Below are 17,538 nucleotides of genomic sequence, written 5' to 3'. Positions count from 1 at the left end.
CTAACTGTTGGGCAAGGCCGCACTGTAGGACCACAGCGCTTGCGGACGCAATAGATGCCCATTGCCAACACGGCGAGTATAACCGACGCGGTCGAAGAATTCCAGAACCTGGATCGCCCGCTTGCGGCCCAGGCCGCTGGCATCGCGGAACGCGGCCGCGCTGACGGCGCCGGAAGCGGGCGCCAGGCTTGCTTCCACTTCAGCTTTTTGCGCCAGATCGCGCACCAGCTGCGCCAGCCCGGCCAGCGCGGCCGGATGGTAGAACAGGTCGTGCACCACCTGACTGATCTGGCCCGCCTTGGCAAGTTTGCGCAACAGCCGGCGCGATTCGTCCTCGGCCAGGCCGAAGTCGCGCGCCAGGTCGCGCGTCCAGGGCGGATCGAAGCGTCCCTGCAGCAGCGCCGCCAGCATCGGTTCGGCCACCGCCTGCTCCTGCGGCGTCAATTCCACGCTGTGCGTCGGCAGGTGCAGGCTGGCGCCGCGCGCCTGCACGCCGCCCTGCGCCAGCAAGCCGTCGACCAGATGGCTCCACAGCGCGTCTTCCATCTCCGCGTCGACGATGCGCTTGAGGCGCCACAGTTCCGGCCCCGCCTCGTCGGGCGCGCGCGCGTGGAAGGCGGCCAGGGCGGCCAGCACGCGCGCTTCCAGCGCCAGCAAGGCCGGCGGCGCCAGCAGCAAGGCGTCGCCGCCGCGCAGGGCGATGCGCCGCGTCTCGGGCGGCAGCGCGATGGTCGCCGCCGGCAGCAGCGACAGGCGCACCAGCAGCGACTCGCGCATGCCCAGCGGACTTTGCGCCAGCAAGGCGCCGATGTCGCCGTGCGCGACAAACGCGGCCAGCGCGTCCAGCCACGCCAGGCGCGCCGGGCTGCGCCGCTTGCGCGCGGGGCCGAACGGATCAAGCACCATGCCGCCGCCCACCGTCTGCGTCGCTTGCGCATTGCGCACGACGAAGCGGTCGCCCGGCACCGCATGCATGGGAGCGTCGAACACCAGCTGCACCCTGCCCGTCTGCCCCGGCCCCAAGGTCTCGCCATCGAGCATGACGGCGCGCGCCAGCTGGTGCGCCGCGCCCAGGTGCACATGCAGCGGCGACCAGGCCTTCAATTGCACGCCGGCGTCGGGCAGCAGGGTCAGTTCCACGTCGACGCGCTCGGAACACTGCGCCAGCTCGGGCGCGACGATCCAGTTGCCCCGCTCGATGCGTGCGCGGTCGATGCCGGCCAGGTTCAGCGCCAGGCGCTGGCCCGCCATGCCCGTCCCGGACGCGCGGTTCTGCGCATGGATGCTGCGCACGCGCGCATCCACGCCGCCGGGCGCCAGCTGCAGGCTGTCGCCCACCGTGGCCATGCCGGCCAGCGCCGTGCCCGTGACGACGGTGCCCTGCCCCGACAGGGTGAACACGCGGTCCACGCCCAGGCGGAACAGCCGGCGCTCGTCGCGCCGCGGCAGGGTGCGCGCCACCTGCGTCAGGTGCGCCAGCAGGGCCGCCACGCCGGGATCGCTGTCGCGGCTGGCGGCCGTGGGGAAAATCGGGCTGCCGGCCAGCGGCGTGCCGGCCAGCAGCGCCTCGATGTCCGCCTCCACCTGCGCCACCCTGGCCGCGTCGGCGCGGTCGACCTTGGTCAGCGCCACGGCGCCGCGCGTCACGCCCAGCAGCCGCAGAATCGCCAGGTGCTCGTGCGTCTGCGGCATGACGCCATCGTCGGCCGCCACCACGAGCAGGGCGAAGTCGATGCCCGTCACGCCGGAGGCCATGGTGCGGATGAATTTTTCGTGGCCCGGCACGTCGATCACGCCCAGCACCGTGCCATCTGCCAGCGGCAGGTAGGCGTAGCCCAGTTCAATCGAGATGCCGCGCGCCTGCTCTTCCTTGAGGCGGTCCGTGTGCACGCCCGTCAGCGCGCGCGTGAGGGTCGTCTTGCCATGGTCGATATGGCCTGCGGTGCCGACGATCATGCGGACAACCCGGCCAGTTGCGCAATGAAGGCCGTTTCGTGCGCCGCTTCCAGGCAGCGCAGGTCCAGCCATAAAGTGTCTTGCCCGATGCGCCCGATCACGGGGCGCGGCAAGGCGCGCAGGCGCTGCTCCAGCGTGCCCAATGGATTGCTCAGGCGCGTAGCAGACGCGCTGCGGATGGCCAGGCCAAAGCTGGGCAGCTGGTCGACGGGCAAGGCGCCGCTGCCGATCTGGCTGGTCACCGCTTCGGCCGTCACCACGTAGGCGGCGCCCAGCGCGCCCTGCAGCAGCGGCAGCAGGGTTTGCGCCTGCGCGCGCATGGCGGCGGCGGGCCGCGTCAGCAGGCGCAAGGAAGTCAGGCGCTCGGCCAGCAAGTCCGGCGCGCGGTACAGCTGCAGCACGGGGGCCAGGGCCGCCAGGGTCAGCTTGCCCACGCGCAAGGCGCGTTTCAGCGGGTTGCGCTTGATTTGCGCGATCAGGTCGGCGCGCCCGACGATGACGCCGCACTGCGGGCCGCCCAGCAATTTGTCGCCGCTGAAGGTGACCAGGTCGGCGCCCGCCGCGATGGTGTCGCGCACCGTCGTTTCATGCGGCAGGCCGTATTGCGCCAGATCAACGAGAGTGCCGCTGCCCAGGTCCACGGCCGTCGGTATGCCGTGTTGCGCCGCCAGCGGCACCAGTTCGTCCAGTTCCACGCTTTTCGTGAAACCGGTAATGGCGTAATTGCTGCAATGGACCTTCATCAAGAGGGCCGTGTCTTCATTCACGCCATTCGCGTAATCGGCCAGGTGCGTGCGGTTGGTGCTGCCCACTTCGCGCAGCACGGCGCCCGCGCGCGTCATCACGTCGGGAATGCGGAAGGCGCCGCCGATTTCCACCAGTTCCCCGCGCGAAACGATCACTTCCTTGTTCTGCGCCAAAGTATTGAGCATCAGCAGCACGGCGGCCGCATTGTTGTTGACGATGGTGGCCGCTTCGGCTCCCGTCAGTTCGCGCAGCAATTCCTCGACGAGGTCGTCGCGGTCGCCCCGCTTGCCCGTTTCCAGGTCGAATTCCAGGTTCATCGGCCACTGCAGCGCTTCCACCACGGCTTGCACGGCGGCGTCGGGCAGCAATGCCCGCCCCAGGTTCGTGTGCAGCACGGTGCCCGTCAGGTTGAACACGGCGCGCAACTGCGTGCGCGACTGCGCCTGCAGGCGTTCGCCCATTTGCGCGGCGATGGCGGCGATCGTCGCGCCTTCTTCGCCGAATGCAGCAAACCCTGCGCCGGCCAGCATGGCCGCGCGCAGCTCGGCCAGCACGGCGCGCGCGCAGGCCAGCGTCTGCACGCGGCCGAAATGCGCCATCAACTCAAGGCAAGCCGCGTCGCCCAGGATGCGGTCCACCGACGGCAGGCGCACGGTCTGCTCAGGCTTCATCAGGCTGCGCCCTGGGGTTCGCTCTTGCCCAGCCACAGCAGCGGATTGCCGCTGGCGCGCTGGTAGCCGGCCTCGCCCACCAGCAGGTCGAGCATCAGGCTGGCCAGGTCGTCGGCCAGGGGCTCGACGTTGTAATCGTGTTCCTGGTTGAAGACTTTTCGATAGGTATGGCAATCGTCGCAGGTTTCCGCGCGCGCCACCTTCTTCGGGTCGTTGGCCTTGTTCGGCAATTTCTCGTCCTTGGCCGTGACGGGGTCGAACGGCGCAGCGTCAGCCGCATCGAGGCCCTGGTAGGCGATCTTGCCGTTCTGTTCGCAGGTCGAACATTTCACGCGCACCATATGCCATTCGCTTTCGCAGATGCCGCAGTGCAGGTAGCGGTAGCCCTGCGACTGGCCGCCGATGCGGATCACGCTGGCGACGGGGTGCGAGCCGCAGACGGGGCACAGGGTGCCCGTGTCGAGGTCCGGCACGCGCGCGGCGCGCAGTTCGCTGGCCGATACCGACCACAGGATCTGCAGCGCGGCGGCGACGAACGGCGCATGCATGGGATTGACATTGTCGCCATTTTCATCGAGCACGCAATCGGCGCAGGCGTCCAGCGCGGCCACGTCGAGCGCGCGCAGCTGCGCCAGCACCTGCGTCAGGCCGCCGGACAGGGCCGGCTGCCGGGCCGCCGTGGCGGCCAGTTCATCGAGCAGGCTGGCGAAGATGTCGCGCCAGACGGGCGGACGGGCGCCATTGACGGGCAGCACCGGCATGCGGTGCTGTATCGCGCGGCGCAGCGCGTCCGGTTCGGCGGCAGGCACGGCGCCGGGCGCCAGGCGGCTCACCACGGCGGCCTGCGCATCGGCCAGCGCGGCCATCAGCACCAGGTAGCCCTGCATGCCCGCGTCGACGGGGATGCCCTTGATATTGCCCTGCGCCAATTCGCGCAAGCGCAAGGCGCGCGCCTTGAACAGGCTGTCAGGCTGCGGCAGCAGCAGGCGCGGAATCGCGTTGTGGTCCAGGCCTTCGATTTCGCCTGGCTGAAGAATGCGTTGTACCAATGGAGTTCCCATCAAAAAAAGCAAGGCAGCGCCAGCGGAGTTGGCTGTGCTGAAAAAGTATTTTAATCGATAAAGAGAAAGGGGCCGATCCTGTGGGACCGGCCCCGGCTCTTGCAGCAGGGTATCGCTTACGGCCGCTTAATCCTTGCTGTTGCGTACCACCGCCTCAAACCACTTCGGATGGTGCTTGCGCGCCCAGCCATAGGTGACGGTGCCGCGCACCATGGCGCCGATCGAGCCCTTGACCCACAGGGCCGCGTAGATGTGCACGATGATGGCGCAGATGATGGCAAAAGCACAACCCGCATGCAGCAAGGCGGCAAAGCGCACCACGTCGATGGGGAAATAGAACGCGAAGTACGCGCGCCAGATCACGATGCCCGACAGCAGCAGGCCAATCATGCTGACCAGCAACACGAAGAACAGGATCTTCTGGCCGGCATTATATTTGCCGATCTTCGGAAGCTTGTCCTCGCGGTTGTGCAGCACGTCGTCCATTTGCTTGAGCCATTGCCTGTCGCCATCCTCGAACTTGTTGTGGTGCCAGAAGCGCAGCACCAGGATCGCGAACGAGACGAACATCACCAGGCCGGCAAACGGATGCAAAATGCGCGTCCATTGCCCGCCGCCGAACAGGTTCGCCAGCCACGCCATCGACGGATGGAACATGGCCAGGCCGGACAGGGCCAGCATGACGAAGGTGATGGCCGTGACCCAGTGATTCGTGCGCTCATTGGGGTTGTAGCGCTCGATCAAGGGATTGCCGTCCTTGTCGCGCAGCTTGCCATCGTGCAGTTCACTATGCTTCATGCTGTTCCTCCCGGATGCGCTTGGCCTCTTCCAGCGCCTCGTGCTCTTCGTCCTTGCTCACTTCGTTCGGACCGACACGCGTGTAGTGGAACAGGCCCGCCAGCGCCGTGGCCGCCATGCCGGCGACGGCCAGCGGCTTGGCCCAGCCCTTCCAGAAGCCCACCATCGGACTGATGCGCGGGCGCTCCGGCAGGTTCGAGTACAGGCGCGGCTTGTCGGCATGGTGCAGCACGTACATCACGTGCGTGCCGCCCACCCCGGCCGGATCGTACAGGCCCGCGTTTTCAAAGCCGCGCGACTTCAGGTCGACGATGCGCTCTTCCGCATGCACCTTCATGTCTTCCTTGGTGCCGAAGACGATGGCGCCCGTCGGGCACGTCTTCACGCAGGCCGGTTCCTGGCCCACGGCGACGCGGTCCGAACAGAGCGTGCACTTGTAGGCGCGGTCGTCCTTTTTCGAGATGCGGGGCACGTCGAAAGGACAGCCGGCCACGCAGTAGCCGCAGCCGATGCAGTTTTCCTGGTGGAAATCCACGATGCCGTTCGTGTACTGCACGATGGCGCCCGGCGCCGGACAGGCTTTCAAACAGCCCGGGTCCTCGCAGTGCATGCAGCCATCCTTGCGGATCAGCCACTCGAGGTTGCCGTCGTTGCTTTCGTGTTCGGCAAAACGCATCACCGTCCACGATTGCGGCGTCAGGTCCGTCGGGTTGTCATAGGTGCCATGGTTTTCGCCGACCTCGTCCCGCAAGTCGTTCCATTCCATGCACGCCGTCTGGCAAGCCTTGCAGCCGATGCATTTCGACACATCGATCAGCTTGGCCACGGTGCCCGTCACCGGGCTGCGCGCCTGCGGCGGCGTCACCGTGGTAGCCGACAGGCGCCGGATATCTAAGGATTGCAGTGCCATTATTGATCTCCCATCATGCTTTTTCCACCTTCACGAGGAAGGACTTGAATTCCGGCGTTTGCGAATTCGCATCCCCCACGCCCGGCGTCAGGGTATTAATCAGATACCCCGGCTTGGCCACGCCCGTAAAGCCCCAGTGCAGCGGCAGGCCCACCGTGTGCACGGCCTTGCCCTCGATCATCAAGGCCTTGATGCGCTTGGTGACGACGGCCTTGGCGATGATGTGGCCGCGCTTGGAGCTGACGCGCACTTCTCCGCCGGCAACGACGCCGATGCTCTTGGCCAGCTCTTCGCCGATTTCGACGAATTGCTGCGGCTGGATGATGGCATTCAGGTGCGCATGCTTGGTCCAGTAATGGAAATGCTCGGTCAGGCGGTAGCTGGTGGCCACGTGCGGGTATTCCTCATGCGTGCCGAATTGCTTGCGATCATCGGCAAACACGCGCGCGGCCGGATTGCTGGTCGCCTGCGGGTTCTTCGGGTGCATGGGGTTATAGCCGAGCGGATTTTCGAACGGCTCGTAATGCTCGGGGAACGGCCCTTCGGCCATGGCCCCGCGCGCAAAGAAGCGCGCCACGCCCTCGCCCAGCATGATGAACGGCCCCATGCCGTTTTCCGGCGGTTCGTCGGCCTTGAAGTCGGGAATATCGGCCCCGCTCCAGTTGGTGCCATTCCACTCGATCAATTTACGGGTCGGGTCGAAAGCCTTGCCCTTCAGGTCGCACGAGGCGCGGTTGTACAGCACGCGGCGGTTGGCCGGCCACGCCCAGGCCCAGCCCAGGGTCTGGCCGATGCCGGTCGGGTCGCTGTTGTCGCGCCGTCCCATCTGGTTGCCCGCCTGCGTCCAGCTGCCGGCGAAGATCCAGCAACCGCTGGACGTGGTGCCGTCGTCGCGCAATTGCGCGAACGACGCCAGCTGCTCGCCCTTTTTCACCAGCAGCTTGGTCGGATCTTTCGGATCGTACAAGTCGGCCAGCGCCTTGCCGTTGAATTCGCGGGCGATTTCTTCCGGCTGCGGGTTATGCGGCTGCGCATAATTCCACGTCAGGTTGACGATAGGATCGGGGAACTTGCCGCCCTCTTTCTTGTACATGCTGCGCATGCGCAAGAACAGGCCCGACATGATCTCCAGGTCGCTGCGCGCCTGGCCCGGCGGTTCGGCCGCCTGCCAGTGCCACTGCAGCACGCGCGACGAGCTCACCAGCGAACCGCGCTCTTCGGCGAAGCAGCTCGTCGGCAGGCGGAACACCTCCGTCATGATCTTGGCGGGATCGACTTCATGGTACTTGCCGTGCGGCTTCCAGAATTCGCCCGTTTCCACGGCCAGCGGGTCCATGATGACGAGGAACTTCAGCTTCGACAGCGCTTCCGTGACCTTCTGCTTGTTCGGCGCGGAAGCGATGACGTTGAAGCCCTGGCAGATATAACCGGTCATCTTGCCCTGGTGCATCAACTCGATGGCTTGCATCAGGTCATACGGCTTGTCGAGTTTCGGCAGGTAGTCGAAGGCGTAATTGTTCTCGGCCGTGGCGAAATCACCCCACCACGTCTTCATGAAACTGACGTGGAACTTGCGGTAATTGCTCCAGTAGCTGAGCTGGTTCGGCCGCAGCGGCTTGGTGGCGCGCGCGGCGATATAGCCATCGAAATCCTGCTCCGCTTCATTGGGCAGTGTCATGTAACCTGGCAACAGGTTCGACATCAGGCCCAGGTCGGTCAAGCCCTGGATGTTCGAGTGGCCGCGCAAGGCGTTCATGCCGCCGCCCGCGATACCCATGTTACCCAAAAGCAACTGCACCATGGCGCCCGTGCGGATGGTTTGCGCGCCCGTCGAGTGGTGCGTCCAGCCCAGCGCGTACAGGATGGTGCCGGCGCGTCCCGGCACGGCCGTCGAAGCCAGGGCTTCGGCTACCTTGTGGAACTTGTCGGCCGACACGCCGCACGTGCGCTCGACCATTTCGGTCGTGTAGCGCGCGTAGTGCTTCTTCATCATCTGGTAGACGCAGCGCGGGTGTTCCAGGGTCGGGTCGACCTTGGCGTAGCCATCGTCGCCGATCTCGTAATCCCAGGTGGCCTTGTTGGTGTACTTGCCTTTTTCCTTGTCGAACCCCGAGAACAGGCCGTCCTCGAACGCATAGTCTTCGCGCACGATGAAGGGCATGTCCGTGTAGTTGCGCACGTACTCATGCTGGATCTTGTCGTTCGTCAGCAGATAATTGATGATCGCGCCGAGGAAGACGATGTCCGTGCCGGTACGCGTGGCGCAGTAGTAATCTGCCACGGATGCGGTACGGGTAAAACGCGGATCGACAACGATCAGCTTGGCCTTGTTATGCGCCTTCGCTTCCGTTACCCATTTGAATCCGCAAGGATGTGCTTCTGCTGCATTGCCGCCCATGACCAGGATCACGTCGGCATTCTTGATATCGACCCAATGATTCGTCATCGCGCCACGGCCAAACGTCGGGGCAAGACCTGCCACCGTCGGTCCGTGTCATACACGCGCCTGATTATCAAAGGTCAGCATCCCCATGCTGCGCACTGTCTTGTGGGTCAGATACCCCACCTCGTTGCTGCCGGCGGACGCGGCAAGCATGCCGGTGGAGAGCCAGCGGTTGACGGTCTTGCCGTCCGCATTCTTTTCGATCAGGTTGGCGTCGCGGTCATCCTTCATCAGGCGCGCGATCTTGTCGAGCGCCACATCCCAGGAGATCGGCTGCCATTCCGTGCCGCCCGGTGCGCGGTATTCGGGCACTTTCAGGCGGTTCGGACTGTGGATGAAGTCAACCAGGCTGGCGCCTTTCGGGCACAGGGTGCCGCGGTTGACCGGGTGATCGGCATCGCCTTCCACGTGGATGATGCTGGAGACGGCGTTTTTCGCGCCATCGCCCAGTCCATACAGCAGCACGCCGCATCCTACCGAACAGTAAGGACAGGTATTGCGCGTCTCGGTCGTGCGAGACAGCTTGTATTGCCGCACTTCCGCCAGCGCCTGGCCCGGTGCAAAACCGAGCAGGGCGAGGCTGGAACCAGCAATGGTCGCGCCAGTAACCCGAAGGAACTGGCGCCTGGACATCTGAACCATAATCAGGCCTCTATGATGTGAGTAAATAAAAGTCATACAACGTCATGACGGTGTCATATCAATAAGATATAAGCACCATGCCTGTGCCATATGAGGCGTATTTTACCCCTCAAAGCCATTCAAGGCCGAGTCCGCCGGAAAAAATTACCCGCAGTCAACATTAATTTATCCATACCGAATACTTCCTCTAAATGGACGGGCCCGCAGCCACGGCCCGTTTGCGCCGCCAGCGCCAGCCGCGCAGCGCCGGCAAAGCCGCCGGCCGGCGCGGCGCGGCGGGCATGAAAAAACCCGCTCGCGAGCGGGTTTGGTCGGGGCACGGCAAAAATTACATGCTGTAGCGCAAAGTCAGCGCCACGTTGCGCGGTGCGCCCGGCAAGCTCAGGTTCGGACTGGATCCGTGGCCGGAAACGATGTAGCGCGTGTCGCCGATATTGTTGATGTTCAGCTGCACCTCATAGCGGCCCGAGCGGTACGCGGCCATGGCGTCGGCCGTCACGTAGCCCGGCAGCACCACCGTGTTGCCCGGGTTCGCGAAACGGCTGCCGACGGCATTCGCACCGCCGCCCACCGTCAAGCCGTGGCCCAGGTCTTTCGTCAGCCACAGGTTGGCCGTATTGCGCGCGGTCAAGGTCGCGCGCTTGCCCTTGACGTCGACGGAGCCAGGCTTCGTCGTGCCCGGCGCATTCACGCTCGTATCCTTGGCGATGGAATCGGTGATGGTGGCGTCCAGATACGCATAGCCGGCCATCATTTTCCAGCCGTCGTGCAAGTCCGCGTTGAAGGTCAGCTCCAGGCCGTCCGTGCGCTGCGTGCCGACGGGCACGATGCGGTTGGTGATCGGATCGGTGATCTTGATGTTGTCGCGCTCCAGGCGGAACAGCGACACGGTGGCGTTGGCGCGGCCGCCCCACAGATCGTACTTGGCGCCCACTTCCGTGTTGCGCGTGGTTTCCGGCGCCAGGTCGGCATTATTCGCGGCCAGGGCGAAGTTCTCGCCGCTGGGCTGGAACGAACGGCTCCACGACGCGTAGTACGATTGCGCCGCGCCCGGTTGCCAGACGAGACCGGCGCGGGGGCTGTAGGCCGAATCCGTGCGCGACAGGTCCGCCGTCGTCACGCCAAGCGCATTGGCCAGGCGCGACTGCTGCTTGTAGCGGTCGTAGCGCAAGCCTGCCAGCGCCTTCCACTCGTCACTGAAGCTGATGGCGTCCTGCACGTAGGCGGCAGCCGTGTCATAGGTGCCGAAGGTATCGCTGCGCGCGCCCAGCTTGCTGCGGTTGACCTGCGGCAGGACGGGATTGAAAATCGATACATTCGTCGCCACGACGGTCGAGGCCCAGTTGCTGGCATCCTTGTTCTGCTTGCCGAACTCGGCGCCGTACAGCACTTCGTGGCGCAGGCTGCCCGTGAGCAGCTTTTGCGTCAGTTCCGTCTGGTTGAACCAGCCGCTCTCGTCACGGTTGAGCTTGGCGTGACCGAGGTTCATCGTGCCTGTGACCTCGTTGACGTTGCCGGAAATGTTCGTGTTGTTGCGGTCCAGGTGGTAGTCGTAATAACGGAAGGCATTGCGCAGCGACAAACTATCGCTGAACTTGTGCGTCAGGGTGGCGGCCGTGGAGACCACGCGCGACTGGCTGAAATCCGCATCGCGGGCATTCGCGGCGCCATAATAGGTGCGCGCATCGACGGCAACGGGACGGCCGTGCCAGGACGGGATGCCGAAGTCCGTCAGGCGGCGGTCTTCCAGGTAGTCGCCCTGCAGCAGCAGCTTCGTCGCGTTTGAGAGGCGGATGGCCACGGAAGGCGCGATCGCCGTGCGGTTGATGAATTGCTGGTCGCGGTAGCTGTCGGACAATTCGCGCGCGCCCGTGACGCGCCAGTCCACCGTCTCGCCGACTCTGCCCACGTCGACCTCGCCGCGGCGCCCTGCCGTGTTGCTCAGGCTCAGGGCCACGTCCGTGATATCGATGCCGGGCTTTTTGGTGATGCGGTTCACCAGGCCGCCCGAGGAACCGCGGCCGTACAGCACGGCGGCCGGTCCCTTGATCACCTCCAGGCGCTCGACGTTCGACAGGTCGCGGAAATACAGGGCGTCATCGCGGAAGCCGTCGACGAACTGGTCGCCGATGGCCGTGAAGCCGCGGATGAACACCTGGTCGCGCTGGCCGTCGCCCGTGGACAGGCCCACGCCGGGGATGTTCTTCATGATGTCCTGGATCGACACGGCGTGCTGATCGCGGATGACGGCGGCCGGCACCACGTTGATCGTCTGCGGCACGTCGCGCAGGGCCATTTCCGTCTTGGTGCCGCTGGCGGAGGTGGCGGCGACATAGCCATTGCTGTCCTTGGCCGCCGTCACGGTGACGGCGGGCAGGCTTTCCTGCGCCCACGCTGCCAGTGGGGTGGCGCCCAAGGTCAAGGCGCCCAGTACGGCGATGCTGATCGGTGTGAATCCTGGCTTGCGACGTTGCTGCATACAATTCCCTGGTCAGTGTTTTAATACGAATGATTATCATTAGTATTTTATCAGCCGGCACGGCGAAAAGTAAGGCGAAATGTAAGTGATAGTACTTATAGACTAGGGACTTGATGTAAAAAAGCAACAGGAAATTAATATCAAGAAGTAATTAAAATTGCCTTGGAAAACTATTTCCTCGCGTCAATGCTATACTTGCGGTTTGCTGGTGAGCGGCATCCCAGGCCGCCCCACCCCTTGCTTTACCTCTAACGCCACGCACAGCGCGGCGCGCCGCAATGCATGCACGCGGCACCCGAAGACCCCGATCCCCTGCGCCTTGCGGCGCCTGTCCGCCCCTGCTGGCGGCGGCGATCATGACTATTAAACTGTTAGGAATTACATGAAAAACCTGAACATCGGCAGCCGACTTGGCGTCGGCTTTGCTGTCGTATTGTTGTTGCTTGCCGCCTTGACCGTTACCGCCCTCGTGCGCATGCAAACGGCCAGCGATCTGACCTACCGCCTCATCAATACCAGCATCAAGAACCAGCGCATGGTGGCCGAATGGTCGAAGATCATTGAACTCAATAGCGTGCGCGGCGTCGCCTCGTTTGAAATCACCGATCCTGTCGTGCGCGCCAAGATCGAGGAAGACCTGAAAGTCGATGCGGACCGTTCCAGCAAGCTGCAGGACGACATCGTCGCATCCTTGCTCAACCCGGCCGTGATCGAGCAATTCAAGGTCGTGCGCAAGGTGCGCACCGACTACGTGACGACGCGCGCGCGCGCCTTCAAGATGAAGGCCGACGGCGACGTGGCGGGCGCCAAGATCGTGTTCGAGAAGGAAGTCGCGCCGATCACCGTGGCCTACCTGGCCGAGGTGAAGCGCTTTGCCGGCATGCAGATCAAGGCGGCCGACGGCGTCGGCGCCAGCATCATCGAGGCTTACAGCAGCACCCGCATCTTCCTGATCACCATGGGCGTGCTGGCCGTGCTGATGGGCATCGGCTTCGCCTGGTGGATCACGCGCTCGATCACCGGCCCCATCCGCGACGCCGTGAAAGTGGCGGAAACCGTGGCAGCTGGCGACCTGAGCAGCACCATCACGGTGCGGGGCCGCGATGAAACGGGCCAGCTGATGCACGCCCTGAAAACCATGAACGACAGCCTCGTCGGCATCGTCGGCCAGGTGCGCAGCGGCACCGACACCATCGCCACGGCGTCCGCGGAAATCGCCGCCGGCAACCAGGACCTGTCGTCGCGCACGGAACAGCAAGCCAGCTCGCTGGAAGAAACCGCCTCGTCGATGGAAGAACTGACCTCGACCGTGAAGCAGAACGCCGACAATGCCCGTCAGGCCAATAAACTGGCCGGCGACGCAGCCGGCATCGCCAGCCGCGGCGGCGCCGTGGTGGCCGAAGTGGTCGCCACCATGGGCGAGATCAATACCTCGTCGAAGAAAATCGTCGATATTATCTCTGTCATCGACGGCATTGCCTTCCAGACCAACATCCTGGCCCTGAACGCGGCCGTGGAAGCGGCGCGCGCCGGCGAACAGGGCCGCGGCTTTGCCGTCGTGGCAACCGAGGTGCGCAACCTGGCGCAGCGCTCGGCGGCGGCGGCGAAAGAAATCAAGGGCCTGATCGACGACTCCGTGCAAAAAGTCGACGTGGGCACGGACCTGGTCGACAAGGCCGGCAAGACGATGGAAGAAATCGTGCAAAGCATCGCCTTCGTCACGTCCATCATGAGCGAGATCAGCAATGCCAGCGAAGAGCAGAGCGCCGGCATCGAGCAAGTCAACCAGGCCATTTCCGAAATGGACCAGGTGACCCAGCAAAATGCGGCCCTGGTGGAAGAAGCGTCGGCCGCGGCCGAAGCCATGCAGGAACAGGCGAGCGAACTGGCGCAGGTGGTCAGCGTGTTCCGCCTGGACGCCAATGCGGCGGCGACCGACCGTTTCAGCATGAAGGAGGTGCAGCGCAATGCCGCGGCGGCTCCGGCAGCCCCGGCCGCTCCTGCACGCAAGCCCCCCGCCCTGCGCCTGCCCGCGACGCGCGCCAGCAGCAAGGCAACGGCGCCTGCCGAAGGCGATTGGGAAGAGTTTTAAAGTGTCACGATCAGCGCGTGGCAGTCAATGCCACGCGCTGCCGGTAGACGGCCGGGTCCGGCATTCATCCGCGCTCAGGCCCGCGCCATCTGCTTCCCCGAGGCATCCCAATAGCGCCAGTCGCCCGTTTCGGCGCCATCCACATAGTGCCCTTCGGCGGCCGGCGCACCCGTTTCATAAAAGTCGCGCCACAGGCCGTTTTCACGTCCCTGCACGTAATGCCCCTCCGAAATGACCGTGCCGTTGCGATGGTATTCGCAAAACAGGCCATGGCGTATCCAGCGCGTGCCGTCCGCGGACAGTAGCCGCGTGTAACGGAAACGCAACTCGCCCGTGTCATACAGGATTTCAGCCAGGTTCAACTCCACTTCCATTTTCCACCTCTCATGTCTGCATCAAGCCAGTCTGGCTTGCGTATCGTCAATCAGTTTCGCCAGTTCGCGCGGCACGGATTGTCCCAGGAATGCCAGCGCCAGCGCCTCCGGATCGACGGCGGCATCCATCGGCAAGCCATGCTCGAAGCCGCCCACCATGATGCGGCAGAAATGCGGCGATTCGGCCCGCGTTTCCACGTACCAGCAGCCCGCATGACCTTGCACAAAGTATTCGCCGATAAAGTAGCCGAGCATGGTCTTCACCCACTGCCAGCTCTCGTCGCGGATGACGATGGTGCGCATGGCCGCATCGATATACGGCAAGTACTCGGCCGCGTTGGTCAGCACTTCGTGCGCGGGCTGGATGCCCAGGCGCTCGACGAAATGCACCAGCGACGCGCCCAGCGCGTCATAATAGACATCAAAAGCCGTCTGGCTTTGCTGCAATAATTGTTCTTGTTCGTACGACAGCATCAATACTCCATCCCATTCAAAAATCCCGCCGATGTCGCGCACCATGCGCGGGACTACCTGGCCAGCATTTTACGCCACGCTCGCATCCACGCCTGCACGCTGCAGCAAGGCCTGGCTGCGGCCGGACAAGTGCATCACCCGCACCTGCTTGCCCGCCTTGTCATAACGCTCATACAAAGCCTCGATGGCCGCAATGGCCGAATGGTCGGCCAGGTGCAGGTGGCGGCAGTCGAGGACGACGCGCGCCGGGTCCGTGGCCGGCTGGAACAGCTGCTGGAAATGCGCGACCGAGGCAAAGAACAGGGTGCCGTGCGGCACGTACACGCGCACGCCCGGCGTGCTGTCATCGGTGTCGGTCCGCATCTCGCGCGCATGTTGCCAGGCAAAATTCAAAGCGGCAATGACGATGCCGCACAGCACAGCCGTCGCCAGGTCCGTGAACACGGTGATCACCGTCACGGCAACGATCACCAGCGCATCGTGGCGCGGCACCTTGCCCAGCACGCGCAAGGAACCCCAGGCAAACGTCTGTTGCGCTACGACAAACATCACGCCGACCAGGGCGGCCAGCGGGATGCGCTCGATCAAGGGTGACAGGAACAGGATGAACAGCAAGATCATCACGCCGGCCGTCACGCCCGACAGGCGCGAGCGCCCGCCCGAGCTCAGGTTGATCATGGTCTGCCCGATCATGGCGCAGCCGCCCATGCCGCCAAACAGGCCCGAGACGACATTCGCGGCGCCGAGGGCGATGCATTCACGGTTGGGCTGGCCCCGCGTTTCGGTAATCTCATTTGTGAGATTAAATGTGAGCAAGGTTTCCAGCAAGCCCACCATGGCCATCAGGGCCGCATACGGCAAGATGATGTGCAAGGTAGCCATGTCCAGCGGCACCGCAGGCCAGTGCAGGACCGGCAGGCCGCCGGCGATATGCGCGAGGTCGCCCAGGGTGCGCGTGGGCAAGTGCAAGCTGTAGCTGAGCACGCCGACGCCAAGGATGGCCACCAAGGCGGGCGGCACGGCGCGCGTGATGCGCGGCAACACGTAGACGATGGCCATGGTGAGAAGCACCAGCGCGCCCATCACGAGCAAGGCCGTGCCTTGCAGCCAGGTTTCCCCTTGCGGCGTGAGCTGGCGAAAATGTTCCAGCTGGGCCATGGCGATGATGATGGCCAGGCCATTCACGAAGCCCAGCATCACCGGATGCGGCACCATGCGGATCAGCTTGCCCAGACGCAAGATGCCGAACAGCGCCATCAGGATGCCGCCGAGCACCACGGTGGCCAGCAGATACTGCACGCCGTGCCGGGCCACCAGCGCCACGATGACGACGGCCATGGAACCGGCGGCGCCCGAAATCATGCCGGGACGCCCGCCAAAGATGGCTGTCAGCGCGCAGATGATGCAGGCGCCGTACAGGCCCATCAGGGGATTGAGCTGCGCCACCAGGGCAAAGGCGATGCATTCGGGCACCAGGGCGAACGAGGTGGTGAGGCCCGCCAGGACATTTTTTTGCGGCGCAGAGGACCACTCGTCCCGAAAAGTTGTGTTGAGCATTGATTCAAATCCAGAGTCGGAACAGGGAAAAGCGGGCCTGGGCGCGAATCATCAGGCACAGCCATGCATACGGACGCCACAGGAAGCCGGGACCAGGTCAAACGGAGGGGAAATCGTCAGTGGCTACATGGGCTTGGCGGAAAGGAAAGATCCATCCGCGCGCCAGGCGGGGCCGTTGAGCCTGCCCGCATTATACAAGAACGGTCAGCAGCGGCAGGCCGGCCGGCGGCACGCAGCCGCGGCCGACGCCGGCCGACGCGGAATGTTTCCAATAGCTATATTTGCAAAATAAGAATAATTTAAATGGAATATTTTAAATAATGCCGTTGTTTCAATTGGAGAGTATCTATGCAATTTTCTCCATTATTCTACACAGCAGTGGTGGAGACTGTTTACCACATTAAAAAACGGGGCGTATCCGAAAAGCCAGACGAGTAGGAAAACTCAGGAGGAATCATGACCGACGCGCAATTATATGCCAGCAATATTACAATCAACATTCTCGTTGTAATAGACACCGATCTGATCATGGCCCAGCATCCGCGTCAGACCGCCCCTGATCAGACCAAGCCCGTGGGACTGGCGCATACCAGCCAGTACATGATTGCCACCGACCCGCGCGGCATCAACAGCGGACAAGGCTCGGCCGACCTGAGTTTCAGGGCCAACGTGGGCGACTATGTCTCCTTCACCGGCGCTTCCATCTATGACAACGCCGATTCGGCCGTCATTGTCTATGGCATCAATTACTGGAATGGCGACAAGGTCTTCAATAACTTTGTCTCCAATACCATTACCCGCAGAAATGCGGCCATGCCGAATTCGGATTCCTCGAATGGCTTGCCGGCGATACAGCAATCGCGCAATTTTTCCAATTTCACGGCGCAGGTATCCAAATCCGGCACGGAAAATTTCTACGTTTATATTGCCGTATATAGCCTGAATGACGACGGCCAGACGCAAAGCCTGTATGGTTATTTTTATTGGGATCCACAGATTACTGTCGGTTAGTCATTTCCCGGAAATTAAATAAATTAAAGCCATTTATTTAATGACAGCCGACGCCATTCACGCCGCCACAGGCGAAAAAAAAGCCCACCGAAGTGGGCTTTTTTATCTGCGCATTGATGACTGCGCTGCATCTGGAGGCGAGGACGGGAATCGAACCCGTCTAAACGGCTTTGCAGGCCGCTGCATAACCTCTTTGCTACCTCGCCAGAGGAACTGCTTGGATGCGCCTCGCGGCCCACCTTGAAAACTGGAGCGGGAGAAGAGTCTCGAACTCTCGACCTCAACCTTGGCAAGGTTGCGCTCTACCAACTGAGCTACTCCCG

The 17,538-nt window shown here is 63.5% G+C and carries 12 protein-coding genes and 1 tRNA gene; 2 read left to right on the top strand and 11 right to left on the bottom strand.

The features are described from left to right. The 7 genes from selB to AC07VI_RS12370 form a co-directional block, all read right to left on the bottom strand. Window positions 1-1,956 carry a selenocysteine-specific translation elongation factor gene (gene selB / locus AC07VI_RS12400; RefSeq protein ID WP_492994946.1) on the bottom strand — a complete coding sequence of 652 codons (1,956 nt, stop codon included), beginning with the start codon at window positions 1,954-1,956 and terminating at the stop codon, window positions 1-3. Then, window positions 1,953-3,374, bottom strand: coding sequence for an L-seryl-tRNA(Sec) selenium transferase (selA, locus tag AC07VI_RS12395; protein ID WP_086147945.1), 1,422 nt, complete (start codon window positions 3,372-3,374; stop codon window positions 1,953-1,955). Before selA ends, selB begins: the two co-directional genes overlap by 4 nt. Then, entirely contained in the window at window positions 3,374-4,435 is a 1,062-nt protein-coding gene (fdhE, locus tag AC07VI_RS12390; protein WP_172404875.1) for a formate dehydrogenase accessory protein FdhE, read from the bottom strand. The genes selA and fdhE overlap by 1 nt, the downstream gene beginning before the upstream one ends. A gap of 126 nt (window positions 4,436-4,561) precedes the next feature. Continuing rightward, a complete protein-coding gene (locus AC07VI_RS12385) occupies window positions 4,562-5,233 on the bottom strand; it encodes a formate dehydrogenase subunit gamma (RefSeq protein ID WP_086147946.1) in 672 nt (223 codons plus the stop codon). Beyond that, entirely contained in the window at window positions 5,223-6,143 is a 921-nt protein-coding gene (fdxH, locus tag AC07VI_RS12380) for a formate dehydrogenase subunit beta (RefSeq protein WP_086147947.1), read from the bottom strand. Before fdxH ends, AC07VI_RS12385 begins: the two co-directional genes overlap by 11 nt. Before the next feature lie 13 nt (window positions 6,144-6,156). Then, the gene (gene fdnG, locus AC07VI_RS12375) at window positions 6,157-9,228 is read right to left on the bottom strand and encodes a formate dehydrogenase-N subunit alpha (RefSeq protein WP_086147948.1); all 3,072 of its coding nucleotides are present in this window, start codon (window positions 9,226-9,228) and stop codon (window positions 6,157-6,159) included. 328 nt (window positions 9,229-9,556) lie between these two features. Then, entirely contained in the window at window positions 9,557-11,707 is a 2,151-nt protein-coding gene (locus AC07VI_RS12370) for a TonB-dependent receptor (RefSeq protein ID WP_099375807.1), read from the bottom strand. 382 nt (window positions 11,708-12,089) lie between these two features. On the opposite strand from AC07VI_RS12370, the gene AC07VI_RS12365 reads away from it, so the two are divergent. Then, window positions 12,090-13,799: a methyl-accepting chemotaxis protein gene (locus tag AC07VI_RS12365; protein WP_492994951.1), complete on the top strand. Its 1,710-nt coding sequence runs from the start codon at window positions 12,090-12,092 to the stop codon at window positions 13,797-13,799. A 74-nt stretch (window positions 13,800-13,873) separates the two neighbouring features. On the opposite strand, the gene AC07VI_RS12360 is transcribed toward AC07VI_RS12365, so the two are convergent. The 3 genes from AC07VI_RS12360 to AC07VI_RS12350 all read right to left on the bottom strand — a co-directional run bounded on the left by AC07VI_RS12360 (window position 13,874) and on the right by AC07VI_RS12350 (window position 16,204). Beyond that, window positions 13,874-14,173 (bottom strand): toxin-antitoxin system YwqK family antitoxin, encoded by a 300-nt coding sequence (locus AC07VI_RS12360; RefSeq protein WP_086147951.1) that lies wholly within the window; start codon window positions 14,171-14,173, stop codon window positions 13,874-13,876. 21 nt (window positions 14,174-14,194) lie between these two features. After that, complete coding sequence (locus AC07VI_RS12355) at window positions 14,195-14,647, bottom strand: hypothetical protein (RefSeq protein ID WP_139842626.1); 453 nt, start codon at window positions 14,645-14,647, stop codon at window positions 14,195-14,197. Window positions 14,648-14,716: 69 nt separating this feature from the next. Further along, on the bottom strand, window positions 14,717-16,204 hold the full coding sequence (locus AC07VI_RS12350) for a SulP family inorganic anion transporter (RefSeq protein WP_086147953.1): 1,488 nt from the start codon (window positions 16,202-16,204) through the stop codon (window positions 14,717-14,719). A 456-nt stretch (window positions 16,205-16,660) separates the two neighbouring features. On the opposite strand from AC07VI_RS12350, the gene AC07VI_RS12345 reads away from it, so the two are divergent. Beyond that, a complete protein-coding gene (locus tag AC07VI_RS12345; RefSeq protein ID WP_086147954.1) occupies window positions 16,661-17,215 on the top strand; it encodes an inclusion body family protein in 555 nt (184 codons plus the stop codon). A gap of 132 nt (window positions 17,216-17,347) precedes the next feature. On the opposite strand, the gene AC07VI_RS12340 is transcribed toward AC07VI_RS12345, so the two are convergent. Next, window positions 17,348-17,421: transfer RNA gene (locus AC07VI_RS12340), tRNA-Cys, on the bottom strand. Window positions 17,422-17,538 lie beyond the last annotated feature (117 nt).

It is taken from the genome of Janthinobacterium sp. GW821-FHT03A03 (genome assembly GCF_059421435.1).
Note: the sequence above shows the minus strand (reverse complement) of the source record. Positions and strands in the feature narration are given on the sequence as shown.

Coding starts and splice junctions, on each gene's coding strand:
- selB (WP_492994946.1), bottom strand. CDS start 1,956: ATGATCGTCGGCACCGCAGGCCATATCGACCATGGCAAGACGACCCTC.
- selA (WP_086147945.1), bottom strand. CDS start 3,374: ATGAAGCCTGAGCAGACCGTGCGCCTGCCGTCGGTGGACCGCATCCTG.
- fdhE (WP_172404875.1), bottom strand. CDS start 4,435: ATGGGAACTCCATTGGTACAACGCATTCTTCAGCCAGGCGAAATCGAA.
- AC07VI_RS12385 (WP_086147946.1), bottom strand. CDS start 5,233: ATGAAGCATAGTGAACTGCACGATGGCAAGCTGCGCGACAAGGACGGC.
- fdxH (WP_086147947.1), bottom strand. CDS start 6,143: ATGGCACTGCAATCCTTAGATATCCGGCGCCTGTCGGCTACCACGGTG.
- AC07VI_RS12370 (WP_099375807.1), bottom strand. CDS start 11,707: ATGCAGCAACGTCGCAAGCCAGGATTCACACCGATCAGCATCGCCGTA.
- AC07VI_RS12365 (WP_492994951.1), top strand. CDS start 12,090: ATGAAAAACCTGAACATCGGCAGCCGACTTGGCGTCGGCTTTGCTGTC.
- AC07VI_RS12360 (WP_086147951.1), bottom strand. CDS start 14,173: ATGGAAGTGGAGTTGAACCTGGCTGAAATCCTGTATGACACGGGCGAG.
- AC07VI_RS12355 (WP_139842626.1), bottom strand. CDS start 14,647: ATGCTGTCGTACGAACAAGAACAATTATTGCAGCAAAGCCAGACGGCT.
- AC07VI_RS12350 (WP_086147953.1), bottom strand. CDS start 16,204: ATGCTCAACACAACTTTTCGGGACGAGTGGTCCTCTGCGCCGCAAAAA.
- AC07VI_RS12345 (WP_086147954.1), top strand. CDS start 16,661: ATGACCGACGCGCAATTATATGCCAGCAATATTACAATCAACATTCTC.